Raw genomic sequence first — 26,540 nt, forward strand, 5'->3', positions numbered from 1 at the left:
TCTGGCAAGGCGCACGCCGATTTGACGGATAGCTATTCAGGCGCCGTCGCTTTCCGATATTTTTATCCTGTTTCCAGAAGGTTACGAGGCTTATATGATCAAGGCTGAATGGGGCACGAAGCGCAGCTGCCCGAAATGCGCCACCCGATTCTATGATTTGACCAAGGATGATCCGGTCAGCTGCATCAATTGCGGGTATAACTGGATTCCGGAATCGGTGCTGAAATCAAAGCAGTCGACCCCGTTCGAGGCTGAAAAGCCCGGCAAGACCGTCAAGGAAGATGTCGCGGTCGACGAGGATCTGGATCTGGACGTCGATGTCGACGAGGACAATGATTCGCCCGACAATGACGTCGACCTCGGCGGTGACGACGATCTGGGCGTCGCGACGGCGGATGACGACGACGTCGAAACCTGATTTATTTCGCCTTTGGTTTCAGGGGGCCAAAAAAGGCATCGCGAGATGCATTTGGCCCCTTGCATCAGCCGCCCGCACTGTTAAAGGCGGCAACCCGATCGCAGCAGCCTTGATGGCGAGGGTGGTCGAATGAAGATGTGGGGCCTTAGCTCAGCTGGGAGAGCGCCTGCATGGCATGCAGGAGGTCAGCGGTTCGATCCCGCTAGGCTCCACCACTTCTTAAAAAAATGGCCCGCGAAAGCGGGCCTTTTTTGTTGGACGTGATGGGTTCAAGTTGGCGTCGTCGATGCTGGGCTTGAAGGTGGGGAACTGGCGTTGATACAGCGTCGCCCCCGCGAAGGCGGGGGCCGCTAGCCGCCTATTCCTTCGCCGCTGCGTAAACCGACGGCGGCCCCCGCCTTCGCGGGGGCGACGGCTGGTCGGCCGCTACCAGCCGTTGCGCCTTTTACCCTGCAACCTCATCAAACAGCGGTTCCAGCGCGATCGGATCGGCCAGCGTGATGCGGTCGAGAATTGACGCGGTGTCGTCGCGTACTTTCAGCATCAGGCTGCGCAACCGGCATTCGGATTCGGGCAGGCAATTCTTGCAATGCTCGTGCGCGTTGCGCGCCGCGCAGGGCACGAGCGCCAGCGAACCGCGGGTCAGGCGAACGAGGTCGCCATAGCTGATGTCGATTGGCGAGATCGCGAGCTGGTAACCGCCGTCGCGCCCGCGCTGTGAAATCAGCAGCCCTTCGCGCGCCATTTCGGACAGGATCACGGTCAGGAATTTGGGCGGGATATTCTGTGCCTCCGCAATATCCGCGAGCTGGACCTGCCCCTTGCCCCAATGATCGGCAAGATGCTGGAACGCACGGATCGTGTAGCGGGTCTTTTGCGAAAGCATGGCGGGCTTACTGTGACATATTCAGGCTTAATTCAACCTGTCGGGATGACATTTCGCCCGGAGTTGATGAAAATCACAGCGGGTGGCATGAACGCGGTCTATAAGCGCGGCCAGGACGCTGATGGTGGCGACGATTGGGGTGTAGCGGATGATGCGTAAATTCTGGGGTGCTCCGGCGATGTTGGCGGCTTGTATGCTCGCCGTTACCCCCGCGCAGGCACAATTTGGCGGGCTGCTGCGCAAGGTGACGACACCGGCGCCCAAGCCGAGCAGCGATGACAATGGCGGCTGTCCCAAGGGCAAGAAGGGCAACAGCATCGGTCGCAACATCCTGGGCAATGTGCTGAACGACGCGGTCGGCGATGCAGCGAGCAAGGCTGGCGTGTACAGCTATGTGCCGATTTCCGAGGTCAGCGGGACGCTGACCGATGCCATCGCGTGCCGCCTCGACCCCGGTGAGCAGGTGCAGGCGGCGGTCGCAACCGAGGAAGCGACGCGCAGCGAAGAGGTGGGGGCAACCGCCAATTGGACCAGCGCAACCCGCCCCGAAGTCAGCGGCTCGTCAACGGTGGCGTCGATCAATGAAGAGGGCGGCGGGCGCAAGTGCATGAACGTCAACGACTTCATCATCGTCGAAGGCGAAGAGACACGCGTGACGAAGCGCATGTGCAAGGGACCGGGCGAGTCGCGTTATGTCCTGGCGGCGTAGGGCAGCGCGCTGCGGCATTTCGCTGCTGGCGCTCGGCAGCCTGAGCGCCGCTACGGCGGTCGATCCGGTCAACCCGACCTGTCCGCTCAATCCCAACTGGTCGGCCCATCCGACGATGAAGCTGACCGTCGAAAAGCGCGGCGGGATGAAAGTCATGCTGGCCGAAGGGCGGATCGATGCCGGACTTCCCGACCGGCTGACCGCCGCGTTGAAGGCCAATCCCGATGTCAGCGAAATCTGGCTGCGCTCGCCCGGCGGCGATGCCCGCGCCGGCAATGCGGCGGGGCGGATCATCCGCTCGAACCTGGGGGTCACGACGCGCATCCCGGCGGGCTGGGCCTGTTTCAGCGCCTGCAATTTCGTGTTCATGGGCGGCGCGCCGCGCGTCATCGACCCCGGCGGGCTGTTTATCGTTCACATGTTCACGCGAACCGGCGACCGATCGGCGATCGACATGAGCGTCGCGTTGGGGACCGACGCGACGCGCGAGCTGATCGGCGACATCGAACAGGATTCGGCGCTGCTGGCCAGCGAGGACAATGATTTCCTGATCCGCATGGGCATCTCGCGAAAATTGCTGACCGAGGTCATGTATCGCCAGCAAGCCGTGGCGACCGAGGAGAATAAATCGACCCGCCGCTGCCTGACGCTCGACGAAGCGCTCAAATATGGCGTCACCTACGCGCCCGAAGAATGATCGGGCCACGCGTGGAGCGTTGCAAACTGAAACCAATGTCGTAGATTGGCCGCCAAAGAGGAGAGGCTGCCATGAACGAGATGACGCACGACCATGCGACTTTCCGGTCGATGATCGACGGGACGCAGGACGACTGGGACATTATCGCGCGCGAGCAAAAGGAATTCGCGCCGCAGAATGGCAAGCGCATCCTCGACCATCTAGAATTGCTGGGCGGCGATTATGGCGGGTTCCCCGTCGACCGGCTCGAACATTGCCTGCAGACCGCTACGCGAGCGCACAGGGATGGCCGCGACGAGGAATATGTCGTGATGGCGCTGCTCCACGACATCGGCGATACGCTCGGCGCGTTCAACCACCCCGACGTCGCGGCGGCGATCCTCAAACCCTTCCTGTCAGAAGAAAATCTGTGGATCGTCCAGCATCACGGCATTTTCCAGGGCCATTATTTCTTCCATTATATCGGCCTTGACCGCGACATGCGCGACCAGTTCAAGGATCACCCCCATTACACGGCGTGCGCCGAATTCTGCGAAAAATATGATGCCCCGGCGTTCGACCCCGATTATGACAGCGAGCCGCTGGAATTCTTCGAACCGATGGTGATGCGCATTTGCGGCTATCCGAAGAACAGCATCTACAAGAAGGTGATGGTCGAGGAAGCGGCGGAGTAGATTGACGCCGCCCCCGCGAAGGCGGGGGCCGCCATCGCCGCGCATCGATCCGCCAGCGGCCCCCGCCTTCGCGGGGGCGACGTGCTGTTACCTCCCCTTGAACTCGGTCTTGCGCTTCTGCTGGAACGCCATGATCCCTTCCATCGCATCGGCGGTGCCGCCCGCGATGAACTGTCCCTTGGCTTCGGCGTCGAGCGTCGTTGCGAAATCCTGCGTCAGCCCGTCGCGCAGCACCTTGCGCATGGTGCCGAGCGCGATCGTCGGGCCGTTCGCCAGGCGCGTCGCGAGCGCCTTGGCCTCGGTCAGCAGGTCGGCATCCTCGACGCTCTTGTAGATCATGCCCCAATCGGCGGCCTGGTCAGCGGAGATTTTTTCGCCGAGCATCATCATCTGCAACGCGCGCGGTACGCCGACCAGCCGCGGCAGCAACCATGACGAGCCGCCGTCGGGGACAAGGCCGATGTTTACGAAGGCCTGGAGGAAATAGGCGCTTTTGCCCGCGATGGTGAAATCGCCCGACAGCGCAAAACTGCACCCGACCCCGGCCGCGGGGCCGTTGACCGCGACGACCACGGGAATGTCGAGGTTAGCGAGCGCGAGCAGCATCGGATTGTAATGCCCGCGCAGGGCGTTACGGCTCCGCGCGCCGCCGCTGACCGCACCGCCGGCGGAACGATCGCCCGCAAGGTCGGCGCCCGAACAGAAACCGCGTCCCTCGCCGGTGATCAGCAGCGCGCGCGCGCCGAGACCCGGCAGATGATCCAGCGCTTCGCGAATATCGTCGGCCATCGCGGGCGGCATCGAATTGAGCCGGTCGGGGCGATTGAGCGTGATGGTCGCGACATTGTCGGCGCTGTCCAGCTTGATCGTGTCGAAGGTGGGGATGTCGGTCATGGGGAAGAATCCTCTCGCAGGCACTTTACCTTTACGTTCACGTAAAGATGTGACTCATTTGGCCGACGAGTGCAAGGGGGAAGGGGGCAACGGCTACGGAGCACCACTGGGTTCGGCGTAAGGTAAAGCACCGATTCGGGAAAACGAGATGATGTCGGAGCCATCAAGGGGGGTGCTTTGGGGTGGGAAGCGGACGCACCAAAACCGTCGCCCCCGCGAAGGCGGGGGCCGCTAGCTGCCTATCCCTGCGTCGCTGGGTAAACCGACAGCGGCCCCCGCCTTCGCGGGGGCGACGGCTAGTTTCGATCGGTAACCGCTACGCTCAATTCGTCATCCCGGCGCAGGCCGGGATGACGATGCTATAGATCCTCCCTGTGGCGAAGCCATGGGGAGGGGGACCGTTCGCGAAGCGAATGGTGGAGGGGCCGCAACGGTCGCGCCAAAGCCCCTCCGTCAGCGCTTCGCGCTGCCACCTCCCCATCGCTTCGCGACAGGGAGGATCGATGGCAACCACCGCCCGTCACCGGCCAGCTAGACCGACTTCGCGGCCTTCATCTGCTGCGCATAGCCCGCCTGCACCATGGCGCTCATGCGGTCGAACAGCGCGTCGGGGTCGCTGCGGCGCAGGTCCGCAATCGCGGCCTCGGCGCCCTCGGCCACCACCAGCTCGCGCGTCCCGGCATCGACCGCCGCCAATATCTGCGCGGCGGCGATGTCGGGCGACAGGCCATTGTCGATCGCGGCGTCGCTCTCCCCGCGGACGCTGCCGTCGGCGTTGAGCGCGTTGCGGCTGACGTTGGTCTGCACCGAGCCCGGCGCGACGACCAGCACCTTCAATCCCAGATGCTCATTCTCGGCGCGGACGCTGTCGTGATAGCCGATCAGGCCGTGCTTGGCGGCGCAATAGGCGCTGCGCAGCGGCACCCCGGCGATGCCCGCAACGCTGGAGATCGCGACGATCTGGCCGCCGCCCGCCTCGACCATGCGTCGCAGCAGTTGCTGGGTCAGCGCGATCGGGGCGAGCAGGTCGACCGCGACAATCTGTTGATAGACGGCAAAGTCGGTGTCGATCGCCAGGCTGCGCTGCGAGATGCCCGCATTGTTGACCAGCCCGTCGATGCGGCCCTGCCAGTTCCATGCTTTCTCCGCGATGGCGGGGAGGGCGGCATAGTCGGTCGCCTCGAACGGCAGCACCAGGGTTTCGGTCGCGCAGTCAGCAGTGACCGCCTCCAGCGCGGCGAGATTGCGTCCCGACAGGATCAGCTTGGCGCCGCGTGCGCCGAGCGCGCGGGCCAGCGCCGCACCGATTCCCGACGAGGCGCCCGTAATCCACCAGATCTGATCTTTCATACCCGCTCCCATTCTTGGCTTTCGTTTCAACCTGAAACGGGTTCGTGCAGCCGTCAAGGCGTCGCCCAGGGGCAATCCCGGGCGGGGGTGGCAATTTTGTTGCGAATCTGTTATAATAAATATCAACGCGCCGACATTCTGCCTCTTCCCGTCGCTGGGCTGGGGCGCTTTTCGGCGTTCCGATGGAGCCATATCCCTTGTCACTCTGACTGGCTAGCGCCGAGCGATCGTAGGTCCCCCTTGGCTAGAGGGCGGGAAGCGCCGCTGTTGTCGCAGTTTCAGATCGGGGTCAAGGCACAACAAAAGGAATTTGCATGTCCGTGAGCACGCTCTTGTTCGAAGTCGGCGATTATGTTGTTTATCCCAAGCATGGCGTGGGGCGCGTCATTGAATTGCAGCGGTCGGAAATCGCCGGCATGCAGCTCGAACTTTATGTCCTGCGTTTTGAAAAGGAAAAAATGACGCTTCGCGTGCCGACGAACAAGGCCGAAGGCGTGGGCATGCGCAAGCTGTCGTCGGACAAGACGCTGAAGGAAGCGCTGCAGGTCCTGACCACCAAGCCGAAGGTAAAGCGCACCATGTGGTCGCGGCGCGCGCAGGAATATGAAGCGAAGATCAATTCGGGCGACCTCGTGTCGATCGCCGAAGTGACCCGCGACCTGTTCCGCGCCGACGACCAGCCCGAGCAGAGCTATTCGGAGCGTCAGATCTTCGAAGCGGCGTCGAGCCGCCTTGCGCGCGAACTGGGCGCGATGGAAGAAAGCGACGAAAAGACCGCGCAGGCGAAGATCCTCCAGATTTTGAATGAACATGCGCCGCTGTATTACGCCGAAAAGGTGTAAGTTCGCGGGGTAGCGATTGGGGAAAGGGCGGTCCGAGAGGGCCGTCCTTTTTCGATGTGCGCCGCATTCTTTCGTCATGCCGGACTTGATCCGGCATCCATCGCGGCGCTGAAGTCATGGACCCCGGATCAAGTCCGGGGTGACGAGTGATGGGATGGCTCGCCTAGGGATACACCGCCCCCACGAAATAGAGCCCGTCGGGCGGCGCATTCAGCCCCAGCGCTTGCCGATCCGCCGCCTCCAGCGCCGCTTTCAAATCGCGCGCCGACCATTTGCCATAGCCGACGAGCGTCAGGCAGCCGACCATCGAGCGTACCTGATGGTGCAGGAAGCTGCGCGCCGCGGCCTCGATGATGATTTCCTCGCCGTGGCGGCTGACGGTCAGCTTATCGAGCGTCTTGACCGGGCTTTGCGACTGGCAATGCGCCGAGCGAAAGGTCGTGAAATCGTGCAGGCCAATCAGCTGTTGCGCCGCCGCGTGCATCGCATCGGCGTCGAGCGGGCGTGCGACCTGCCACGACAATCCCTTGTCCCACGTCAGCGGTGCGCGGCGGTTGACGATGCGATATTCATAGGATCGGCCGATACAGGCAAAGCGCGCGTGCCAGTCGTCGGCGACGATCTCGCACCCGACGATCGCGATCGGCGCGGGGCGCAGCTGCGCGTTCAGCGCCTCGGTCAGCTTGAACGGGGTCAGCGGCTTTTCGATGTCGACATGCGCGCGCATCGCGATCGCATGGACGCCGGCGTCGGTACGCCCGGCGCTCAGCACCTGCACCTCTTCGGCGGTGAAGCGGTGGATCGCCTCCTCGATCGCCTGCTGGACGCTGGGGCCATGCGCTTGCCGCTGCCAGCCCATAAAGGGGCGGCCGTCATATTCGATGGTGAGGGCGAAACGGGTCATACGGGCCCTTCTTTCCCAAAATCGTCACCCCGGACTTGATCCAGGGTCCATGTCGTCAGCGCTGGAGTGGACCCCGGATCAAGTCCGGGGTGACGAGGGAGGAGTCGGTGTGTCATGCCAAGCGCGTGCCCGCCGGGATCGCCCGTCCGCGCAGCAGCTCGCCCGCGTCCATCGCGGGCTTGCCCGCGCGCTGCACCCGCATCGCACGGATCGCGCCGGGGTTGCAGGCGATGGTGAGCGCGTCGTCGAGCGTGACGCCGGGCGCTGCGCCCGCGATCGTCTCCGCCGGGTGGACGATTTCTGCCGCCAATATCTTGTACCGCTCGCCGTCGAGTTCGAAAAAGGCGCCGGGCATCGGGTTGAACGCCCGAATCTGCCGTTCGACCTGCGCCGCGCTGGGCAGGAAATCGAGCCGCGCCTCGCTCTTGTCGATCTTGGCGGCATAGGTCACGCCGTCAGCGGGCTGGGGTTCGGGCATGAAGGCGTGGAGGTCGCTCAGCACCTTGACCATCATCAGCGCGCCCATTTCGGCAAGCTCGTGGGTCAGCACGCCCGCGGTCTTGCGCCCGATCGGGGTTGCTTCGACCAGCCGCATCGCGCCGGTGTCGAGCCCGGCGTCCATCTGCATGATCGTCACGCCCGTTTCGGCATCGCCCGCCAGGATCGCGCGCTGCACCGGTGCGGCGCCGCGCCAGCGCGGCAGGATCGAGCCATGGACGTTGAGGCAGCCCTCGCGCGGGGCACCGAGCACCGCTTGCGGCAGGATCAAGCCATAAGCGGCAACGACCGCGACATCGAGGTCGAGCGCGGCGAATTCGGCCTGCACTTCTTCGCTTTTCAGGCTGCGCGGTGTGCGGACCGGCAGGCCATGCTCCTCGGCCCAGACCTGCACCGGACTCTTCTGCAGTTTCTTGCCGCGCTGCGCCGGGCGGGGGGGCTGGCTATAAACGCACGCAATCTCATGCCCCGCCGCGTGGAGCGCGGCAAGCGTCGGTACCGCAAAGGGCGGCGTTCCCATGAAGGCGATACGCATGGGTGCGGGCTTTGGCGGACGGCGACGCGTGGTGCAAGCCCCTCTCCCCTTGCGGGAGAGGGCAGCGAGACTTGCGAGCTTGCTCGCCAGTCGCAGCGGGTGAGGGGGCTGCGCCGTCGCAACCCCTCTCCAGCCTTCGCTAAGCGCTACGCGCCAAGCTGCGGCATCCTCTCCCGCAAGGGGAGAGGATTGTTGTGCGACCGGGCGGGCCGCGATAGGTGCTGTGCATGGCCTCCACCGAAATCGAAGCCCTCGTCCAGCAACTCGCCCGCTTGCCGGGCCTCGGCCCGCGGTCGGCGCGGCGCGCGGTGCTGCACCTGATGAAAAAGCGCGAGAGCGCGTTCGCACCGCTGCTCGCGGCCCTCCAGACGGTGTCCGAGCGGCTCGTCACCTGCGGCACCTGCGGCAATGTCGACACGAGCGACCCCTGCGCAATCTGCGCCGACCCGCGCCGCGATGCGCTGTCGCTGTGCGTGGTCGAGGAGGTGTCGGACCTCTGGGCGCTCGACAAGTCGCGGCTGTTCCCCGGCAAATATCACGTCCTCGGCGGGCGGCTGTCGGCGCTGGAGGGCATCCGCCCGCAGGACCTCAGCATCGACGCCCTCGTCGCGCGCGTTGCCGCGGGCGGCATCGACGAGGTCGTGCTGGCGATGAACGCGACGCTGGAGGGGCAAACGACCGCGCATTATCTGGCCGAGCGGCTGGAGGGTTATCCGGTACGGCTGACGCAATTGGCGCATGGTTTGCCGGTGGGGGGCGAGCTGGATTATCTGGATGAGGGGACGCTGGCGCAGGCGCTTAGGGCAAGGCGGCCGGTGGGATGAAAGTCCGTGCGGTCGCAGCTTATACCGATGGTGAAGGAACCCGCCGTTTTCGAATTTGTATACGGCCGGACGGTTTCTTTCAGATCGCGACAGAGGAGTGGTGTTCGCGCAACGAAGATGGGCAGCAATACTCGTTCTGGCGTTACCTCTATCCGCCGTCGGGCATCTATCAATCCGTTGAGGAAACGAAAGCCGCCATCGATGTAATGCCGGAAGCGCTAGTGGCACTGGCTCTAAATTCAGACGTCGAGTTTGATCTTAGTTGTGGCCCGTATCCCGATTTGTAATCGGGATCGGAATTGCGCCCCCTTGACCCCACGCCCCTCCGACCATACCTGCACCCGATGGCCATCCTACCCATCATAGAGACCCCGGATCCGCGGCTGCGCGTCATTTCCAAGCCCGTCGAGACCTTCGACGCCGAGCTGAAACAGCTTGTCGCTGATATGTTCGAGACGATGTACGACGCGCCCGGTATCGGGCTTGCCGCGATTCAGGTCGGGGTGGCGAAGCGCATTCTGGTGATCGACCTGCAAGAAGCCGATCCTGAGGACCCCGAGGGCAAGAAGGTGATCCGGAGCCCGTGCGTCTTCATCAATCCCGTCTTTTCGGACGAGAGCGAGGAGCATAGCGTCTATTCGGAAGGCTGCCTGTCGGTCCCCGAGCAATATGCCGATGTGACGCGCCCCGCCGAGGTCACCGTCGATTGGCAGGACGAGGACGGCAAGCATCATCAGGAACGGATGACCGGGCTGATGGCGACGTGCATCCAGCACGAGCATGACCATCTGGAGGGCATCCTCTTCATCGACCATCTGTCGCGGTTGAAGCGCGAGATGGTGTTGAAGAAGCTGATGAAGATGCGCAAAGCGGCGTGATTAGCTCGTCCCTCTCCCCTTGCGGGAGAGGGCTGCGAGACTTGCCAGCTTGCTGGCTAGTCGCAGCGGGTGAGGGGGCTGGCGCACCTGTGCGCCAAGAGACTCTCTTGCCAACCTCTATGTCGCAAATTCTTATGCGGCGCAGACGCGCCGCGGCACCCACCCCTGTATCCCCTCCCGTAAAGGGAGGGGAGGGTTTGGCTACTCCGCTTTCTTCGCCACCGCGACCATCGCCGGGCGTAGCAACCGGTCCTTCATCATGTAACCCGCCTGCATTTCCTGCACGATCGTACCGGGTTCGGAATCGCTGCTCGGGATTTCCAGCATCGCCTGGTGCTGGTTCGGGTCGAGCGGCAGGCCGATTGCCGCGATGCGCGTGATACCGTGGCGTTCGAAGACGCCGAGCAATTCGCGCTCGGTGGCTTCAAGCCCCGTGATCAGCGGCTTGATGCCCTCGTTGGCGCGCTGTTCGTCGGTCAGCGCCGCCAGCGCGCGGCCGAGGTTGTCGGCGACCGACAAGATGTCGCGCGCGAATTTCGTCGCGGCATAGGCGTGCGCGTCGGCGATTTCCTTGTCTTTGCGGCGCGTGACATTCTGCGTCTCGGCGCGCGCATAGAGCAGGTCCTGCTGCAGCGCGGCGAGCTGTTCGGTGAGCTGCGCCAGCTCGTCATTCGCCTCTTCGGCGGGCGCCGCGGCTTCGGCAGCTGCGGCTTCGGTGTTCGCGCCGTCGTCGACCGGCGTGTCGTTTTCTTGTGTCGTCATAAACCTATCGTATCAGTCTGGAGAGCGATTGTGCGGTGAAATCCACCATGGGTACGATGCGGGCATAGTTCAAGCGGGTGGGGCCAATGACCCCGACCACGCCGACCACGCGCCCGTCCGATCCGCGATAGGGCGCCGCTATCACGGACGAGCCCGAAAGCGAGAATAATTTATTTTCCGATCCGATGAAAATCCGGGTTGCGCTGCCCTCGCGCGCGCTGTCGAGCAGCTGCGCAATGTCCTGTTTGGTTTCGAGCTCGTCGAGCAGCTGGCGGACGCGGTCGAGGTCGCCGACCGCATTCTCGTCGAGCAGGTTCGCCTGCCCGCGCACGATGAGCACCGGGCGGTCGGCGCCGTCCGACGACCAGATCGCGAGGCCGCGGCTGACGAGATCCTGCGCCGCGCGGTCGATCGCGATGCGTTCGGCCTCGATCTCGTGCCGCACCCGCGCCATCGCTTCGGTGAGCGTCAGGCCGGTCAGCATCGACGAGATATAATTACCCGCCTCGACCAGCGCCGACGGATTGAGCCCGGGCGGAATGTCGATGACGCGATTCTCGACCGCGCCGTCGCCCGCCACCAGCACGACGAGCGACTGGTTCGCCGATAACGGCACGAAGGCGAGTTGTTTCAGCACGCGTTCGTGCTTCGGCACCAGCACCAGCCCCGCGCACGCCGAGAGACCCGACAGCGCCGAGGTCGCCTGCGCGAGCGCGCTCTCGATCGGGCCGGCGTCGGCAAGTGACGCTTCGATCTGCGCGCGGTCCTCGGCCGACGGTTCGGCGACCTGCATCATGCCGTCGACAAACAGCCGCAGTCCCTGTTCGGTTGGCAGCCGCCCGGCGCTGGTGTGCGGGCTGGCGAGCAGGCCGAATTCCTCCAGATCCTGCATCACGTTGCGGATCGACGCGGGCGAAAGGTTGAGGCTCGCGAGTTTTGACAGTGTGCGCGACCCGACCGGCTGCCCGGTTTCGAGATAGGCGTCGACCACGAGCCGGAACACGTCGCGCGCGCGCATGGTCAGTTCGGTGATCGGCGGGGTCGTCATAGGGTGGATTTAGGGATGGGGAGGGGCGGGGGCAAGCGCATGATCCTCCCCGTCGCGAAGCGATGGGGAGGGGGACCGCGCCCGCAGGGCGTGGTGGAGGGGCTGCGACCTTGGCGCCATTGCCCCTCCGTCAACGCTTCGCGCCGCCACCTCCCCATGGCTTCGCCACAGGGAGGATTGTGTTGCGCCAGATCGCCGCTAGCCTCTCCCCGGGGGAGAACGCCATGACCACACGCCCGCTCGACCGTGACGACCCGCTCGACGATTTCGACCACCGCGACATCATCCTGCTCGGCCGCAAGCACCGCGTCTATACGATGGGCCGCGGCCCCGCGGTGGTCGTGATGACCGAAATGCCCGGCATCAGCCCGCATGTCGCGCGTTTCGCGCGCTGGGTCCGCGACGCGGGCTTCACCGTCTATATGCCGCACATCTTCGGGAAAGATGGCGCGGTGCCGCGCATGCCCGGGGCGCTGTTCACGATGCTCGGCGGGTGCGTCAGCCGCCAGTTCCGCGCTTTTCAGGCGAACGAAAGCTCGCCCGCGACGCAGTGGCTGCGCGCGCTGGCTGCGCAGGCGCATCGGGAATGCGGCGGCAAGGGCGTCGGCGCGATCGGCATGTGCTTCACGGGCAATTTCGCGCTGTCGATGATGCTGGAACCCGCGGTGCTCGCGCCGGTGCTGGCGCAGCCGTCGCTGCCGCTCAATGATCCCGCGGGGATGCATATCGCCCCTGACGAGCTCGCCGCGGTCAAGGCGCGGATGGAGGCCGAGCACCTGACCGTTCTCGCCTACCGTTTCGAGGGCGACAAATATTGCAAGGCGGCGCGCTTCGCGGCCTATGAAGATGCGCTCGGCGACCGCTTCATCGGCAAGGTGCTGCCCGATAGCGCCGCGAACCCCGACAGCCCGATGAAGAACCCGCACAGCGTGGTGACGATCCACCTGATCGACGAGGCCGGCCAGCCGACGGTACAGGCGCGTGACGAAATCCTCGATTTTTTCAGGATGCGGTTGAGCGAATGAAGGTGGCGGCCTAAGGGCGTCGGCAATCACAAATCGAAAGGACTGTTTATGCGCCCCTCCGGCCGCGCGCCCGATCAGATGCGCTCCATCGCGATCGAAACCGAATTCACCATTCATGCCGAGGGCAGCGTCCTCGTCAGCTTTGGCAATACCAAGGTGCTGGTGACCGCCAGCGTCGATGAAAAAGTGCCGTCGTGGATGCGCGGTAAAGGGGCGGGCTGGGTCACCGCCGAATATGGCATGCTGCCCCGCGCGACGCACACCCGCGGCAGCCGCGAGGCGGCGAAGGGCAAGCAGTCGGGGCGGACGCAGGAAATCCAGCGGCTTATCGGGCGCAGCTTGCGCGCCGTCGTCGACATGAAGAAGCTCGGCGAGCGGCAGATCGTCATCGATTGCGACGTGATCCAGGCCGACGGCGGCACCCGCACCGCGTCGATTTCGGGCGCGTGGGTCGCGATGCGGCTGGCGGTCGACAAGCTGATTGCGGCCAAGACGATCGCCGAGGATCCGATCGCGGACAAGGTCGGCGCAATCTCGTGCGGCATCTATCAGGGAACGCCGGTGCTCGACCTCGACTATGACGAGGATTCGGTCGCCGAAGCCGACGGCAATTTTGTGCTGACGGGCAAGGGCCAGATCGTCGAGGTACAGGCGAGCGCCGAGGGCGCGACCTATGACGAGGAAGGCCTGCTGCGCCTGCTGCGGCTGGCGCGCATCGGCTGCGGCGAGATTTTCGCGGCGCAGGACAAGGCGACGGGTCGCTGAGGTAAAGAAGATTCGATTCGCACAAAGACACAAAGACTCGAAGACGGCAGTTTGGGCCGGCAGGCCCCGTCCTTCACCAGCGTTGCGACCAGCCGCAACGCCAAAAGCGAAGGCCGCTTCACGGCAAACACGAACTCTTCGTTTCTTTGTGCCTTTGTGCGAAACTCTCTAAACTCAGGCTTTGCGACCTGATCCACGGGAAAATCAGCACACCATGGCCCACCGTAAGCTCTCCCCCGGCAAGCTCGTCATCGCCAGCCACAATGCCGGCAAGGTGCGCGAGATTCGGGCGCTGCTGGAGCCCTTCGGGATCGATCCGGTGTCGGCGGGCGACCTCGGTCTGCCCGAGCCTGAAGAAACCGGGACGACGTTCCGCGACAATGCGCTGCTGAAGGCGCATGCGAGCGCATCGGCGGCTGGGCTGCCCGCGCTTGCCGACGACAGTGGGCTCGAGGTTGCGGCGCTGGGCGGGCGGCCGGGGGTTTATACCGCCGACTGGGCCGAGCGACAGGCATTTGAAGGCCCGCCGGGTCGCGACTGGTATATGGCGATGGGCAAGGTCGAAGGGCTGCTCGCGGAGCAGGGGGGCGACGTCGATCGCAGCGCCTGTTTCGTCTGCACCCTCGCGCTCGCGTGGCCCGATGGCCATGCCGAAGTGTTTGAGGGGCGTGCCGAGGGCAGCCTGACCTGGCCACCGCGCGGGCTGCTGGGCTTTGGTTATGATCCGGTGTTCGTGCCGACCGGCAAGTCGTTGACTTATGCCGAAATCGACCCGGCGGAAAAGCATGCAATCAGCCACCGGGCGGATGCGTTTGCGAAGCTGGTGGCGGGGGTGTTTTAGAAGGCCGACCTCCCAAACCTCGTCACCCTGAACTTGTTTCAGGGTCCATGGCCGCCGTTTCTTTCGGCGCCGCCCCAAATTCGGCGTCCGGCCATGGATGCTGAAACAAGTTCAGTATGACGAAGATGGATAGGCATCGCTATATCGCCCCGTATGGCCGAACCACTCGCCCTTTATGTCCATTGGCCGTTCTGCGTCAGCAAATGTCCCTATTGCGACTTCAACAGCCATGTGCGCGAAAGCGTCGATCAGGACGTCTGGCGCGCCGCGTTGCTGGCGGATTTGCGGCATGAGGCCATGCTGCTGCCGGGGCGGACCGTGTCGTCGATCTTCTTTGGGGGCGGCACGCCGAGCCTGATGCCGCCCGCGACGGTGGCGGCAGTGATCGCCGAGGCGGCGGCGCTGTGGGGGCTGACCGACGATTGCGAAATCACGCTGGAAGCGAACCCCAATTCGGTCGAAGTCGCCGCTTTCGCCGATCTGGCGGCGGCGGGGGTCAATCGCGTATCGATCGGCGTCCAGAGCTTCGATCCGCAAGTGCTTGATTTTCTGGGCCGTGCGCACAGCGGCTACGAGGCGCGGCGCGCGATTGCCGCGGCGCAAACCTGTTTCCCGCGCGCGAGTTTCGACCTGATCTATGCGCGGCCGGGGCAGGGGCTGGGCGCGTGGGAAGAGGAACTGTCCGCTGCGCTGGCGTTCGGAACGGGGCATTTGTCGCTGTACCAGCTCACCATCGAGCCGGGGACGCGCTTCGCCACGCTCGCGGCAAAGGGCGAACTGGTCATCCCCGATGGCGACGCGGCGGCCGATCTGTTCGACGCGACGCAGGCGCTGACCCGCGCCGCCGGGCTGCCGCGCTACGAAGTGTCGAACCACGCGCGCGTCGGCGAGGAGAGCCGGCATAATCTGACTTATTGGCGTTATGGCGATTATGTGGGGGTCGGGCCGGGGGCGCACGGGCGGCGCACGGGCCAAGCGACCGAACGGCACAAGAAGCCCGAGAATTTCGTCGCGGCGGTCGAGCGCAACGGCCACGGGATCAAGGGCGAAAGCAACCTGCCCGCGCACGAACGCGCGACCGAGGCGATGCTGATGGGGCTGCGGCTCAATGAAGGCATCGACCTTCGCCGCGTCGAGCTGCGGAGCGGGCTGGGGCGCGAGGCGTTTGTCGATGCAGACGCGGTGGCGCGGCTTGCGCGCCAGGGGTTCTTGCGCGCCGCGGGCGACCGGCTGGCAGTGACCGATGCGGGGATTTTGCTGCTCGACTCAATCCTTTCCGAGGTGGTGAAAACGCACTAACCTGTTGGCACCGTTCGTCCCGAGCGAAGTCGAGGGACGTGCGGCACGGCGCAAACATGTCTCGACTTCGCTCGACACGAACGGAATCAAGGTGCGGTCTTTGTCTTCTGGCATCATCCGCGACTGGGACGCCCATCTGGCGCACGAACGGCGCCGGTCGGAGCATACGCGCCGCGCCTATATCGCGACCGCGACCCGCTTTTGCGCCTTCTTGTCGCGTCATCAAGGCGGCGTGGTCGATGCACGCATCCTCAAAAGCCTGACCCCGAACGACCTGCGCGCCTACCTCGCCGAACGCCGCGCCGAGGGGCTGGGCAATGCGTCGGCGGCGCGCGAGCTGTCGGCGCTCCGTACCTTTCTGCGCTTCGTCGGCGGATCGAACGCCAGCGTGCCGCAAATGCGCGGGCCGCGCGTCAAGAAGGGGCTGCCGCGTCCGGTTTCCCCCGCCGAAGCCTTGCAACTCACAGAGGACGTCGCGGACAATGCGCGCGAGGGCTGGGTCGGCGCGCGCGATTTTGCGCTGCTGCTGCTGCTCTATGGCGCGGGGCTGCGTATCGGCGAGGCGCTGGCGCTGACCGGTGCAGCGCTGCCGCTGGGCGATACGCTGCGCGTCACCGGCAAACGCAACAAGACGCGGATCGTGCCGATCCTGCCCGCGGTTGCGGCGGCGGTGGCGCGCTATGTCGCGGCCTGCCCTTATCCGATCGCGAAGGAGACCCCGCTGTTCCTCGGCGCGCGCGGCGGCCCGCTCCAGCCTGGCGTGGTGCGCGCGAGCGTGCGCGCGGCGCGGCGCGCATTGGGGCTGCCCGAACGCACGACGCCGCATGCGCTGCGGCACAGTTTCGCCACGCACTTGCTGGCGGGGGGCGCTGATTTGCGCAGCTTGCAGGAATTGCTCGGCCATGCGAGCCTGGCCTCGACGCAGGTGTACACCGCGGTCGATGCCGCGCACCTGCTCGATATCTACCGCAGCGCGCATCCGCGGGCAGGTTAGCCTATTGCCGTAGCCCTGAGCCTGTCGAAGGGCGCCTCACTGGGAAGCGCCCTTCGACAGGCTCAGGGCTACGGTGACATGGTCAGCCTTCGCGCGTTTTCGGTTTCCACGTAATCACCCGGTACACATACAGCAGCACCAGCGATCCGATCGCCGCCAGCGCCACCGGGCCGACGAAGGCATCCAGATTGGCGAACTGACCGCCGAACCAGTTGCCCGCGCCGGCCAGCGCACTGATCCAGATCGTCGATCCGGCGGCGGTCCACGCCAGGAATTTCGCCTGGTTCATCTTCACCATGCCCGCGGGCAGCGAGACCATCGTGCGCGCGACCGGCATGAAGCGCGCCACGAACACGATGCCGGGGCCATATTTCAGGAACCAGCTATGCAGTTTTTCGACCTCGTCCCAGTCGAGGGTCAGCCAGCGGCCGTGGCGGTCGATGAAGGGTTTGAGCCGTTGGTAGCCGATCCAGCGCCCGACCCCGTACCACACCCAATTGCCCGCGGTCGTTCCGGCGACGGCGACCGCGACCAGGGTCCAGAAGTCGAAATGCCCTTTTGCCACCGCGATGCCGCCAAGGCCCATGATGACCTCCGACGGGATCGGCGGGAAGACATTTTCAAGGAACATGAGGATGAAGATCCCGGCGTAGCCCCAGCTCTGGATCAGGTTCAGGATGAAATCGGTCATCGTTCAACAAGCCTCGTCATTGCGAGCGAAGCGAAGCAATCCAGAGGCGGCCTTACACCGCTCAGGATTGCTTCGTCGCTTCGCTCCTCGCAATGACGCATAACATTGGCTAACCGATCCTTCGTTTGATCGCGTCCCAGATCATGCCCGCCGTATCGCTGTTGTTGAACCGGTCGATCGCGACGATGCCGGTGGGCGAGGTGACGTTGATTTCGGTCAGCCATTCGCCGCCGATCACGTCGATCCCGACAAAGATCAGCCCGCGGTCCCTGAGCGCGGGACCGAGCGCGGCGCAGATTTCCTGTTCGCGCGGGGTCAGCTCGGCCGCCTCGGCATAACCGCCGACCGCCAGGTTAGAGCGGAATTCGCCTTCGCCGGGTTTGCGGTTGATCGCGCCCGCGACCTCGCCGTCGACGAGGACGATGCGCTTGTCGCCTTGCGCAACGCTGGGCAGGAATTGCTGAACCATGAAGGGTTCGGGCCACACCTGCCCGAACAGCTCGACCAGCGCGCCCAAATTGCTGCCGTCGGCGTCGATCTTGAACACCGCCTTGCCGCCATTGCCGTGGAGCGGCTTGATGACGACCGCGCCGTGGCGCGCCTGAAAATCCTTCACCGCGTCGAGGTCGCGGGTGACCATCGTCGGCGGCATAAATTCGGCATAGTCGAGCACGAAGACCTTTTCGGGGGCGTTGCGGACCGAGACGGGATCGTTGACGACCAAGGTTTCCCCGGCAATGCGTTCGAGCAGCCAGGTGCCGGTCAGGTAGCCGAGGTCGAACGGTGGATCCTGCCGCATCAGTACGACATCGACATCACGGCCAAGGTCGAGGGTCACCTGGTCGCCGAGGCGGTAGTGATCGCCGGCCTCGCGCTTCACGTCGAGCACGCGGTGCGCCTTCGTCGTCAGCCGTCCGGCCTCCCACGTCAGGCCGCGCACGTCATAATGGTAGAGAGTGTACCCGCGTTCGAGCGCCTTCAGCATCAGGTGGAAACTGCTGTCGCCCCCGATGTTGATATTGTCCATCGGGTCCATTTGCACGGCTGCGCGCAGGGTCATTCGTCTATCCTTCTCAAGCCCCTCCCCTTCAGGGGAGGGGTTGGGGTGGGGGCTGTCGGCGTGATGCAAGGCCGATGGCCCCCACCCCGCTCGACTAAAGGCCCGGCTAACGCCGGGCCAAGTCTCGCTGCCCCTCCCCTGAAGGAGAGGGGCTTGAATATTTTCAGCAACCCGTCACGGCTGCCAGACGTGGACCAGATGGCGCGGCAGGCGCCCCGGCGCAAGGAGCATCACGTCGATGCGGATGTCATCTTGCGGCCGGGCAAAGCGCGGGCTGAGCATTTCTGCCGCCGCCGCGACGCGGCGCAGGCGATATTGGTCGATCGCGAGGTCGAGGTCTTCGGGGCGTTCGCGCCATTTTACCTCGATGAAGGCGACGACGCGCCCGCGACGCGCGACCAGATCGACTTCACCCGCCGCGACGCGCAACCGTTCGCCCAGGATACGCCAGCCGTGCAGCCGCAGCCACCATGCCGCGCGGCGTTCGGCCTTGCGACCTCGCGCTTCGGCGGCGGCGCGCTTCAACCGGCATCCTTTAGCGCGAGCGCGCGGGCATAGACGTCGTGCCGATCGAGCCCGAAGCGTTTGGCGACCGCTTTCGCGGCCTGTGCGACCGGCTTGTCGGCCATCGCTTTGCGCAGCGCCGCGGCAAGTGTCGCGTCATCGGCCGCTTCGGGGGCCGCTTCGCCCGGCGGGGCGACGACGATGACGATCTCGCCCTTTGGCGGGGCGTCGGCATAACGCGCCGCGAGTTCGCTCAGCGTGCCGGTGACGCATTCCTCGTAGAGCTTGCTGATTTCGCGCGCGACCGCCGCCTCGCGGTCGCCCAGTCCCTCGGCGAGCGCGGCGAGCGCGGCGGCAAGGCGCGGGCCACTTTCGTAGAAAACAAGCGTGGCGCGCAGCGCGGCAAATTCGGCAATCGTGTCGGCGCGTGCCTTCGCCTTGTTGGGCAGGAAGCCCGCGAACAGGAAGCGGTCGCTGGGCAGCCCCGACAGGGTGATCGCGGCGATCGCGGCGCAGGGGCCGGGCAGGGTGGTGACGTGCCGCCCGGCGGCGCGCGCATCGCGCACCAGCTTGTATCCGGGGTCCGAAATCAGCGGGGTGCCGGCGTCTGACACCAGAACGACAATTTCATAAGCCATGCGGCTGATCAGCGCCGCGCGGGTCCGCTCGTCGCTATGGTCATGATAGGGAGTCATCGGCACGCGCAGGCCAAGATGTGAAAGCAGCTTTGCCGTGACGCGGGTATCCTCGGCGGCGATCAGGTCGGCGCGCCCCAGCACCGCCGCGGCGCGCGCGCTGATGTCGCCGAGGTTGCCGATGGGGGTCGCGACGATATAGAGACCGGGCAAGGGAGAATTTGAGATGGTCGAATCTGGCATGACGCCGAAAATGGCAGAAACTGCTGCCGAGCGCCAAGCATATGCATCGCCGCGGCGGCAGCTGCTGCGCGGACTCGGCGCGGTGGCGATGGCGGGGTTGCTCGCCGCGTGCCAGGTGGTGCCGAAAAGCAATGGCCCGGCGACGCCGCCGCCGCCCGAAACCCCGACCGACAATGTCGGGCCCGGCCTGCCGACCGACACCGATCGCCACCGCGTCGCGCTGCTGGTGCCGCAGACCGGCGCCAACGCCGACGTCGGCACCGCAATCGCCAACGCGACGACGCTGGCGCTGCTCGATTCGCGGACCGAGCGTGTGCGCATCACCACCTATGACACCGCGCTCGGCGCCGCCGCGGCGGCGCGGCAGGCGGTCGCCGATGGCAACAAGCTGATCCTCGGTCCGCTGCTCAGCGAAGATGTCGCCGCGGTGGCGCCGATCGCGCGCGATGCCAAGGTGCCGGTGCTGAGCTTCTCGAACGACAGCAGCGTCGCGGGCAATGGCGTGTTCATCATGGGCTTTGTCCCCGGCCAGTCGGTCGAGCGCGTTGTCGCCTTCGCGCGCGGCAAGGGGCATCAGCGCTTTGGCGCGCTGGTGCCGAAAAATGTCTATGGCGACCGTTCGGTCGCGGCCTTCCGCAGCGCGGTCAGCGCCGCGGGCGGGACGCTGGTCGCAGTCGAAAGCTATGACCGCAGCGCCACTGCGCTGACCGGCGCGGCGCGGCGGATCGCCAATGCCGGCGCGATCGATGCGGTGCTGATCGCCGACAGCGGCGGCAATGCGATCCGCGCCGTTCCGGTCATCAAGGGCAGCGGCCCGCGCCAGATTCTGGGGACCGAGCTATGGAACACCGATGCGTCGCTCGGCAGCAGCCCGGTGATGCGTGGGTCGTGGTTCGCCAGCGTGTCCGACGGGCTCTATGGCCAGCTCGCGGGGAAATATCGCACCCGGTTCGGCAAGGCGCCGTATCGGCTCGCCAGCCTCGGATATGATTCGGTGCTGCTGACCGTCCGGATTGCGCGCGACTGGAAACCCGGCACCAGCTTTCCGGTGAACCAGTTGCTCGCGGCCGACGGGTTCGGCGGCATCGACGGCATTTTCCGCTTCAACAACCGCGGCATTGCACAGCGCGCGCTGGAGGTCAGCGAGATCGGCGCTGGCGGCTTCCGCGTCGTCGATCCGGCGCCGACAAAATGGTGATCGGCGTGGCCTGACCGGCACAGTAGGCCCAAAAAGCGTCGCCTGAATGTCACGCGCGGCCTTTACGGCGCGTGCGCGTTCACTATATGAACATGGCGTGCGTGGATCGCGCTGATTCCGCGCGCCACCCGTCCACGATCAGGAGATACAGCTATACCACCGCCCATGACTCGCCGCCCGATGGCGCCGATGCCGCCGAAAAACGGCCCGCGATACAATGAATTCATCGCCTCGCCCAAGGTCCGCGTGATCGACGAGGAAGGCGAAAATCTGGGCGTGATGCTGACCGCCGAAGCGATCGAACAGGCCGCCTCCGTCGGGCTGGACCTGGTCGAAGTCTCCCCCAACGCCGATCCGCCGGTGTGCAAATTCCTCGATGTGGGCAAGTTTAAATACGAAGCCCAGAAAAAGGCGAACCTGGCGCGCAAGAGCCAGAAGACGCAGGAAATCAAAGAGATCAAGATGCGTCCGAACATCGACGATCATGATTTCGATGTGAAGATGCGCAAGGTTTTCGACTTCCTGGAGGAAGGCGACAAGGTCAAGATGACCATGCGCTTCCGCGGCCGCGAAATGAGCCACACCCAGCTTGGCCTGAACGTGCTCCAGCGCGTTGCCGAACTGACGTCGGAAATCGCGAAGGTCGAGGCGCATCCGCGCACCGAAGGCCGCCAGATGCTGATGGTCATCGCGCCGAAGTAACTTATTCGTCGCCCCCGCGAAGGCGGGGGCCGCTGTCGGCGTGGCGTAAGGTTGCTTGCGGCCCCCGCCTCCGCGGGGGCGACGGTATGTTCAGCCAATCCGAAATTCCAGGGCGGTCGTTCCAACGGGACGGCCGCCCTTTTCGTATCGGCGTTCGGTCATCCGCACGCGGCCGTCGGCGGCGATCGCGACGAGCGTCGACGCGCGCGTGCCATAGACGTCGCCGCGCAGGAACAGCGCCGGGTCGCTTGTCGCGGTCAGCGTGTCGAGCAGGCCTTCGGGGTCGGCGCGCGCCTCGACCACCGCTGCCAATGCGGCGCGCAGGCGCTCGGCGCGCGGGCAGGGCGTGTCGACGGGCTCGTTGGCGAGCGCGTAGATACCGGCGCTAAGCGTGGCGATCTGTGGCAGCGGCCGATTGGTCAGCAAGCGGGCCTGCCCGTCGCCGACAGCCAGCAGGTTGAAGGCGTTGAAACGGTCGAGGTCGGTTGCGGTTGGATTGGCAAACCGCCCCTCGCCGCGCAGCATGTCGGTCACGAGCGCGCCGCGCGATTCCTTCGCCGGATCGGGCATCGCGCCACGCACATTGGTGACGACGACCGCGCGGCCGCTGGGCGCATGGACGCCAAGCCACGTCCCGCCCGCCTGCAAATCACGCCCGGCGACGATACCGCTGCCATCGCTCCACGCCGCGAGCGGCGCCGCGGCGCGCGCGTGGAATTCGTCGCGGTTGCCGATCAGGATCAGCGGCCAGTCGGGATGGACCTGCCAGGCGAGAGCAACAACGCACATCATGCGCCTATCGCGATCTCGGCGCGGCTTGCCAAGCGCCTTGGCAGGTCGCCGCGACATCTTTGTTTCGGTTGTGCCGCCAGTGTGTTATATCATTAGCGCACCGCGGTTGCTGAGGGGCGCCGGCGGTTTGCGCGTTGCAATCTTTCTGGGGAGGGAGATCATTATGACCGAAGCTGGAAAAACGCCGTGGCACTTGTGGGCCGTCGGCATCATATCATTGCTGTGGAACGCTTTCGGCGCGTTCGATTACGTCATGACAAAGCTGAAGAACCCCGATTACATGGCCGCCTTCACCGCGGAGCAACAGGCGTATTTCTATAGCTTCCCGCTATGGGCGAATGTCGGCTGGGCGCTGGGCGTGTGGGGGTCAGTGCTAGGGTCGGTGCTGCTGCTCGCGCGCAGCCGCCATGCGGTGACGGCATTTCTGGTTTCGCTCGTCGGCCTGGCGATCAGCAGCGTCTATCAGTTCGGCATGCATTATGGCGATTTGGAGCGCATGTTCGGGACGTTTCCGATGATCTTTACCGCCGTGATCTGGGTGATCGTGATTGCGCTGTTCCTGTATGCCCGGGCGCAGGCGGCGAAGGGCGTTTTGCAGTAAGTTGCTTTTAAATCCTCCCTGTCGCGAAGCGATGGGGAGGTGGCAGCCCGCAGGGTTGACGGAGGGGGAAAGACGCAACGTCGCGGCCCCTCCACCGCCGCCTGCGGCGGCGGTCCCCCTCCCCATCGCTTCGCGACAGGGAGGATTTTGTGACCGCAATTCGCCGCGGCTCCTATCGCGCCCGAATAAACGCCCGCACATCCTCGGACAGCTTCCGCCGATCCTCGTCGCGGATATACATCATATGGCCCGCGCCATAATATGTGTAGGTGATGCGATCCTGCGGGATGCCGGTGCGCGACAGCGCATATTCGGCGGCGAAAAAGGGCGTCGAGAAATCATAATAGCCTTGTGCAACCAGAACCTTCAGTCCTGAATTTTCGCGCAGCGCCTGTCCGATATAGGGGGTGACGTTCAGATAAGCGTTGACGTCGCGGGCGCCGATGCGCCAGTCCCACTGGCTGCTGATATTGCTGATCGACTGATATTCACGGTCGGTCTTGAAGCCGAGCCCGTCGCGGCTCCAGCTGTTGATCGCCGCTGTGTAGCTCGCATCAATGCCATAGAAGCTGGGATCGTTGTCGGGACGTTCACCGGCGTTGTCGTAGTCGCGGCCCGTGTAACGAGCATCGAGCCGGCCGACGGTCAGGCCGCGGTCGCGCAACAACTCCTTGTAGAAACGGTTGGGCAAGACGCGCAGGTCGGTGCTGTCGAGATAGGTTTCGGAAAGGCCGGTGAAGCGCGCCAGATCGCGGCGGATCACGGCGCGTTCTTCGCCCTGCAACTTCTGCCCTTTGAGCAGCGCCGAGGCATAGGGGCCGATCGCCCATTGCCGGGCTTCCTCGGCAAAGGCCTCGGGCGACGTCGCGGTCGCTTTGCCATGATAGAGCGCGGTGACGGCCATCGACGGCAGGTTGGTGATCGGTGACAGCTCGTTGCCCGGAACATCGGCGCCGGCGCCAAAATCGAGCACGGTCGAAATGAGGATGATGCCGTTCAGCGCGACGTCGTTGTACGTCGTGTTCATCAACTGGTTGGCGACTGCGGCGGATCGGGTGGTGCCGTAGCTTTCACCGCCAAGATATTTCGGGCTGTTCCAGCGGCCATTGTCGTTCAGCCAGCGACGGATCACCTCGGCGACCAGCTTGGCGTCCTGCGTCACACCGTAATAATCCTTGGGATCGGCCTTGCCGATCAGGTGCGAGAAGCCGGTGCCGGGCGGGTCGATGAACACCATATCGGTGACGTCCATCAACGCGTCGGCATTGTCGACGATCGGATAAGGCGGCGCGCCATCGTCGGTGCCGTTTCCCGGGATCTCGACGCGTTTCGGCCCGAACGCGCCCATCATCAGCCACACGGTGCCCGACCCCGGGCCACCATTGAACAGGAAGGTGATCGGCCGGTTCGGGTCGCGCGGTTCCTTGACGTAGGCGGTGGTGACGACCGCGACTTCGGGCACGCCATCCTTATTCTTGATGATCGTCTCGCCGATCGTTGCGGCATAGTTGATCCGCTGGCCCCCGAACGTACCGGAGAGTTTGGTGGTGCGAACCTGGGGTTCGTAGTCGGAGGGTTTTTCGGCTTTCGGTTTGTCGGCGATGTCCTGCGCGTAAAGGATGGACGGCGCCGCGGCGGCAACTGCCATGGCGACAAGCGACAGGCCCGATTTCATGCGTATCTTCTCCCCGATTGCGGTGGCGGTCCTTATGCCGCGGGCAAGGGCGGGGCAAGAATACTAGTCTATTTTCGAGCGATAAACGCGCGCACATCCTCGGACAGCTTCCGCCGGTCTTCGTCGCGGATATACATCATGTGGCCCGCGCCATAATAAGTGTAGGTGATCCGGTCCTGCGGGATGCCGGTGCGTGACAGCGCATATTCGGCGGCGAAAAAGGGCGTCGCGAAATCATACCAGCCCTGCGCGACGAGCACCTTCAATCCCGAATTTTCGCGCAAGGCCTGCCCGATATAGGGCGCGACGTTGAGGTACGCGTTGCTGTCGCGGCCGCCGATGCGCCAGTCCCACTGGCCGCCGATGCCGCCGATCGACTGATATTCGCGGTCCGTCTTGAACCCCAGTCCGTCGCGGCTCCAGCTGTTGATCGCGGCGGTGTAGCTCGCGTCGATGCCATAGAAGCTCGGATCATTGTCGGGGCCTTCGCCCGCATTGTCGTAATCCTTGCCCGTGTAGCGGCTGTCGAGGCGGCCGACGGTGAGGCCGCGGTCGCGGAGCAATTCCTTGTAGAAGCGCTGCGGCGTCACGCGAAGGTCCGCCTGTTCTAGATAGGTTTCCGAAAGCCCCGTGAAGCGCGCGAGCTCGCGGCGGATCGCGGCGCGTTCTTCGCCCTGCAGTTTCTGGCCCTTGAGCAGCGCGGTGGCATAGGGACCGATCGCCCATTGGCGCGCTTCCTCGGCAAAGGCTTCGGGCGAAGTGCCGGTCGCCTTGCCGTGATAGAGCGCGGTCACCGCCATCGACGGCAGGTTGGTGATCGGCGACAGCTCGTTACCCGGCGTGTCGGCGCCCGCCGCGAAATCGAGCACGGTTGAAATAAGGATCAGCCCGTTGAACGCGACGTCATTATAGGTCGCGTTCATCAGCTGGTGCGCAACCGCGGCGGTGCGCGTCGTGCCATAGCTTTCGCCGCCCAGATATTTGGGGCTGTTCCAGCGGCCATTGTCGGCGAGCCAGCGGCGGATGACCTCGGCCACCAGCTTGGCATCCTGCGTCACCCCATAATAATCCTTGGGATCGGCCTTGCCGATCAGGTGCGAGAAACCGGTCCCCGGGGGATCGATGAACACGACGTCGGTGACGTCCATCAGTGCGTCGGGATTGTCGACGATCGGATAGGGCGGGGCGCCGTCGTCGACCCCGGTGCCGGGGATGGCGACGCGCTTCGGCCCGAACGCGCCCATCATCAACCAGACGGTACCCGACCCGGGGCCGCCGTTGAACAGGAAGGTGACGGGGCGGTTCGGGTCGCGCGGTTCCTTGACATAGGATGTGGTGACGACGGCGACTTCGGGCACGCCGTCCTTGTTCTTGATGATCGTCTCGCCGATCGTCGCGGCATAATTGATCCGCTGGCCGCCGAAGGTGCCGCTCATCCGCGTGGTGCGGACCTGCGGTTCGTAATCGGCGGGCTTTTCGGCCTTTGCCTTCGCGGCGCCAGCATCGTCGCGCTTGTCCTGCGCGTGGAGCACGGCGGGTGCCGCGACGGCGAGCGCCAGAGCGATAAGTGACAGACCCGATTTCATATTTTCCTCC

General features: G+C 64.9%; 30 protein-coding genes and 1 tRNA gene. 17 read left to right on the top strand and 14 right to left on the bottom strand.

Going from position 1 to position 26,540, the window contains the following annotated elements; all coding sequences use genetic code 11:
- The first annotated feature begins 94 nt into the window (after nucleotides 1-94).
- Both SPYCW_RS05140 and SPYCW_RS05145 read left to right on the top strand, forming a co-directional pair.
- Nucleotides 95-418 carry a TIGR02300 family protein gene (locus tag SPYCW_RS05140; protein ID WP_120215891.1) on the top strand — a complete coding sequence of 108 codons (324 nt, stop codon included), beginning with the start codon at nucleotides 95-97 and terminating at the stop codon, nucleotides 416-418.
- Nucleotides 419-557: 139 nt separating this feature from the next.
- Nucleotides 558-633: transfer RNA gene (locus SPYCW_RS05145), tRNA-Ala, on the top strand.
- Nucleotides 634-863: 230 nt separating this feature from the next.
- On the opposite strand, the gene SPYCW_RS05150 is transcribed toward SPYCW_RS05145, so the two are convergent.
- Nucleotides 864-1,304: an RrF2 family transcriptional regulator gene (locus tag SPYCW_RS05150; RefSeq protein WP_120215892.1), complete on the bottom strand. Its 441-nt coding sequence runs from the start codon at nucleotides 1,302-1,304 to the stop codon at nucleotides 864-866.
- Between the two features lie 148 nt (nucleotides 1,305-1,452).
- Here SPYCW_RS05150 and SPYCW_RS05155 point away from each other — a divergent pair, with 148 nt between their 5' ends.
- The 3 genes from SPYCW_RS05155 (at nucleotide 1,453) to SPYCW_RS05165 (ending at nucleotide 3,384) form a co-directional block, all read left to right on the top strand.
- The gene (locus SPYCW_RS05155; RefSeq protein ID WP_232014837.1) at nucleotides 1,453-2,013 is read left to right on the top strand and encodes a hypothetical protein; all 561 of its coding nucleotides are present in this window, start codon (nucleotides 1,453-1,455) and stop codon (nucleotides 2,011-2,013) included.
- The gene (locus SPYCW_RS05160; RefSeq protein ID WP_172595427.1) at nucleotides 1,997-2,710 is read left to right on the top strand and encodes a hypothetical protein; all 714 of its coding nucleotides are present in this window, start codon (nucleotides 1,997-1,999) and stop codon (nucleotides 2,708-2,710) included. Before SPYCW_RS05155 ends, SPYCW_RS05160 begins: the two co-directional genes overlap by 17 nt.
- 71 nt (nucleotides 2,711-2,781) lie before the next feature.
- The gene (locus SPYCW_RS05165) at nucleotides 2,782-3,384 is read left to right on the top strand and encodes an HD domain-containing protein (RefSeq protein WP_120215893.1); all 603 of its coding nucleotides are present in this window, start codon (nucleotides 2,782-2,784) and stop codon (nucleotides 3,382-3,384) included.
- Between the two features lie 87 nt (nucleotides 3,385-3,471).
- Here the strand turns inward: SPYCW_RS05165 and SPYCW_RS05170 are convergent, their stop codons facing one another.
- A complete protein-coding gene (locus tag SPYCW_RS05170; protein ID WP_120215894.1) occupies nucleotides 3,472-4,278 on the bottom strand; it encodes an enoyl-CoA hydratase-related protein in 807 nt (268 codons plus the stop codon).
- Between the two features lie 531 nt (nucleotides 4,279-4,809).
- Complete coding sequence (locus SPYCW_RS05175) at nucleotides 4,810-5,628, bottom strand: SDR family NAD(P)-dependent oxidoreductase (RefSeq protein ID WP_120215895.1); 819 nt, start codon at nucleotides 5,626-5,628, stop codon at nucleotides 4,810-4,812.
- A gap of 314 nt (nucleotides 5,629-5,942) precedes the next feature.
- On the opposite strand from SPYCW_RS05175, the gene SPYCW_RS05180 reads away from it, so the two are divergent.
- A complete protein-coding gene (locus SPYCW_RS05180) occupies nucleotides 5,943-6,470 on the top strand; it encodes a CarD family transcriptional regulator (protein ID WP_120215896.1) in 528 nt (175 codons plus the stop codon).
- A gap of 163 nt (nucleotides 6,471-6,633) precedes the next feature.
- On the opposite strand, the gene truA is transcribed toward SPYCW_RS05180, so the two are convergent.
- On the bottom strand, nucleotides 6,634-7,374 hold the full coding sequence (gene truA / locus SPYCW_RS05185) for a tRNA pseudouridine(38-40) synthase TruA (protein WP_120215897.1): 741 nt from the start codon (nucleotides 7,372-7,374) through the stop codon (nucleotides 6,634-6,636).
- A gap of 112 nt (nucleotides 7,375-7,486) precedes the next feature.
- Nucleotides 7,487-8,407 carry a methionyl-tRNA formyltransferase gene (gene fmt / locus SPYCW_RS05190; RefSeq protein ID WP_120215898.1) on the bottom strand — a complete coding sequence of 307 codons (921 nt, stop codon included), beginning with the start codon at nucleotides 8,405-8,407 and terminating at the stop codon, nucleotides 7,487-7,489.
- A 227-nt stretch (nucleotides 8,408-8,634) separates the two neighbouring features.
- Between fmt and recR the strand changes: the two genes are divergently transcribed.
- Genes recR through def form a run of 3 tightly spaced genes read left to right on the top strand, consistent with a single transcriptional unit; the run spans nucleotide 8,635 to nucleotide 10,109 of the window.
- Nucleotides 8,635-9,231 carry a recombination mediator RecR gene (recR, locus tag SPYCW_RS05195; RefSeq protein WP_120215899.1) on the top strand — a complete coding sequence of 199 codons (597 nt, stop codon included), beginning with the start codon at nucleotides 8,635-8,637 and terminating at the stop codon, nucleotides 9,229-9,231.
- On the top strand, nucleotides 9,228-9,518 hold the full coding sequence (locus SPYCW_RS18780) for a hypothetical protein (RefSeq protein WP_145985941.1): 291 nt from the start codon (nucleotides 9,228-9,230) through the stop codon (nucleotides 9,516-9,518). The genes recR and SPYCW_RS18780 overlap by 4 nt, the downstream gene beginning before the upstream one ends.
- Nucleotides 9,519-9,575: 57 nt before the next feature.
- Complete coding sequence (gene def / locus SPYCW_RS05200; protein ID WP_120215900.1) at nucleotides 9,576-10,109, top strand: peptide deformylase; 534 nt, start codon at nucleotides 9,576-9,578, stop codon at nucleotides 10,107-10,109.
- A gap of 201 nt (nucleotides 10,110-10,310) precedes the next feature.
- Here def and grpE read toward each other — a convergent pair whose 3' ends face one another.
- Together grpE and hrcA are read right to left on the bottom strand one after the other, a co-directional pair.
- The gene (gene grpE / locus SPYCW_RS05205) at nucleotides 10,311-10,871 is read right to left on the bottom strand and encodes a nucleotide exchange factor GrpE (RefSeq protein WP_120215901.1); all 561 of its coding nucleotides are present in this window, start codon (nucleotides 10,869-10,871) and stop codon (nucleotides 10,311-10,313) included.
- Between the two features lie 4 nt (nucleotides 10,872-10,875).
- On the bottom strand, nucleotides 10,876-11,919 hold the full coding sequence (gene hrcA, locus SPYCW_RS05210; RefSeq protein WP_120215902.1) for a heat-inducible transcriptional repressor HrcA: 1,044 nt from the start codon (nucleotides 11,917-11,919) through the stop codon (nucleotides 10,876-10,878).
- Nucleotides 11,920-12,143: 224 nt separating this feature from the next.
- Here hrcA and SPYCW_RS05215 point away from each other — a divergent pair, with 224 nt between their 5' ends.
- The 5 genes from SPYCW_RS05215 (at nucleotide 12,144) to SPYCW_RS05235 (ending at nucleotide 16,843) form a co-directional block, all read left to right on the top strand.
- Nucleotides 12,144-12,944: a dienelactone hydrolase family protein gene (locus SPYCW_RS05215; protein WP_120215903.1), complete on the top strand. Its 801-nt coding sequence runs from the start codon at nucleotides 12,144-12,146 to the stop codon at nucleotides 12,942-12,944.
- Between the two features lie 48 nt (nucleotides 12,945-12,992).
- Nucleotides 12,993-13,709 (top strand): ribonuclease PH, encoded by a 717-nt coding sequence (gene rph, locus SPYCW_RS05220; RefSeq protein WP_120215904.1) that lies wholly within the window; start codon nucleotides 12,993-12,995, stop codon nucleotides 13,707-13,709.
- A 214-nt stretch (nucleotides 13,710-13,923) separates the two neighbouring features.
- On the top strand, nucleotides 13,924-14,550 hold the full coding sequence (gene rdgB / locus SPYCW_RS05225; RefSeq protein ID WP_120215905.1) for an RdgB/HAM1 family non-canonical purine NTP pyrophosphatase: 627 nt from the start codon (nucleotides 13,924-13,926) through the stop codon (nucleotides 14,548-14,550).
- 153 nt (nucleotides 14,551-14,703) lie between these two features.
- Nucleotides 14,704-15,849 carry a radical SAM family heme chaperone HemW gene (gene hemW, locus SPYCW_RS05230; RefSeq protein ID WP_120215906.1) on the top strand — a complete coding sequence of 382 codons (1,146 nt, stop codon included), beginning with the start codon at nucleotides 14,704-14,706 and terminating at the stop codon, nucleotides 15,847-15,849.
- A gap of 100 nt (nucleotides 15,850-15,949) precedes the next feature.
- Nucleotides 15,950-16,843, top strand: coding sequence for a tyrosine-type recombinase/integrase (locus SPYCW_RS05235; RefSeq protein WP_120218119.1), 894 nt, complete (start codon nucleotides 15,950-15,952; stop codon nucleotides 16,841-16,843).
- 82 nt (nucleotides 16,844-16,925) lie between these two features.
- Here SPYCW_RS05235 and SPYCW_RS05240 read toward each other — a convergent pair whose 3' ends face one another.
- The 4 genes from SPYCW_RS05240 to rsmI form a co-directional block, all read right to left on the bottom strand.
- A complete protein-coding gene (locus SPYCW_RS05240; RefSeq protein ID WP_120215907.1) occupies nucleotides 16,926-17,534 on the bottom strand; it encodes a DedA family protein in 609 nt (202 codons plus the stop codon).
- A 109-nt stretch (nucleotides 17,535-17,643) separates the two neighbouring features.
- Nucleotides 17,644-18,594, bottom strand: coding sequence for a glutathione synthase (gshB, locus tag SPYCW_RS05245; protein ID WP_120215908.1), 951 nt, complete (start codon nucleotides 18,592-18,594; stop codon nucleotides 17,644-17,646).
- A 174-nt stretch (nucleotides 18,595-18,768) separates the two neighbouring features.
- The gene (locus tag SPYCW_RS05250) at nucleotides 18,769-19,119 is read right to left on the bottom strand and encodes a YraN family protein (protein WP_120215909.1); all 351 of its coding nucleotides are present in this window, start codon (nucleotides 19,117-19,119) and stop codon (nucleotides 18,769-18,771) included.
- The gene (rsmI, locus tag SPYCW_RS05255; RefSeq protein WP_120215910.1) at nucleotides 19,116-19,976 is read right to left on the bottom strand and encodes a 16S rRNA (cytidine(1402)-2'-O)-methyltransferase; all 861 of its coding nucleotides are present in this window, start codon (nucleotides 19,974-19,976) and stop codon (nucleotides 19,116-19,118) included. Before rsmI ends, SPYCW_RS05250 begins: the two co-directional genes overlap by 4 nt.
- A 10-nt stretch (nucleotides 19,977-19,986) precedes the next feature.
- Between rsmI and SPYCW_RS05260 the strand changes: the two genes are divergently transcribed.
- Nucleotides 19,987-21,174 carry a penicillin-binding protein activator gene (locus SPYCW_RS05260; RefSeq protein ID WP_120218120.1) on the top strand — a complete coding sequence of 396 codons (1,188 nt, stop codon included), beginning with the start codon at nucleotides 19,987-19,989 and terminating at the stop codon, nucleotides 21,172-21,174.
- Nucleotides 21,175-21,339: 165 nt separating this feature from the next.
- A complete protein-coding gene (gene infC, locus SPYCW_RS05265; protein ID WP_039572576.1) occupies nucleotides 21,340-21,876 on the top strand; it encodes a translation initiation factor IF-3 in 537 nt (178 codons plus the stop codon).
- Between the two features lie 90 nt (nucleotides 21,877-21,966).
- Here infC and SPYCW_RS05270 read toward each other — a convergent pair whose 3' ends face one another.
- A complete protein-coding gene (locus SPYCW_RS05270; RefSeq protein WP_331852388.1) occupies nucleotides 21,967-22,668 on the bottom strand; it encodes an NRDE family protein in 702 nt (233 codons plus the stop codon).
- 163 nt (nucleotides 22,669-22,831) lie between these two features.
- Between SPYCW_RS05270 and SPYCW_RS05275 the strand changes: the two genes are divergently transcribed.
- Nucleotides 22,832-23,269 (top strand): hypothetical protein, encoded by a 438-nt coding sequence (locus SPYCW_RS05275; RefSeq protein ID WP_120215911.1) that lies wholly within the window; start codon nucleotides 22,832-22,834, stop codon nucleotides 23,267-23,269.
- A gap of 172 nt (nucleotides 23,270-23,441) precedes the next feature.
- Here the strand turns inward: SPYCW_RS05275 and SPYCW_RS05280 are convergent, their stop codons facing one another.
- On the bottom strand, nucleotides 23,442-24,944 hold the full coding sequence (locus SPYCW_RS05280) for a S10 family peptidase (RefSeq protein WP_120215912.1): 1,503 nt from the start codon (nucleotides 24,942-24,944) through the stop codon (nucleotides 23,442-23,444).
- A 68-nt stretch (nucleotides 24,945-25,012) separates the two neighbouring features.
- Nucleotides 25,013-26,530, bottom strand: a complete 1,518-nt coding sequence (locus SPYCW_RS05285; protein WP_120215913.1) for a S10 family peptidase — start codon at nucleotides 26,528-26,530, stop codon at nucleotides 25,013-25,015.
- Nucleotides 26,531-26,540: the final 10 nt, after the last annotated feature.

Source organism: Sphingopyxis sp. EG6, assembly GCF_003609815.1.
Classification (GTDB): domain Bacteria; phylum Pseudomonadota; class Alphaproteobacteria; order Sphingomonadales; family Sphingomonadaceae; genus Sphingopyxis.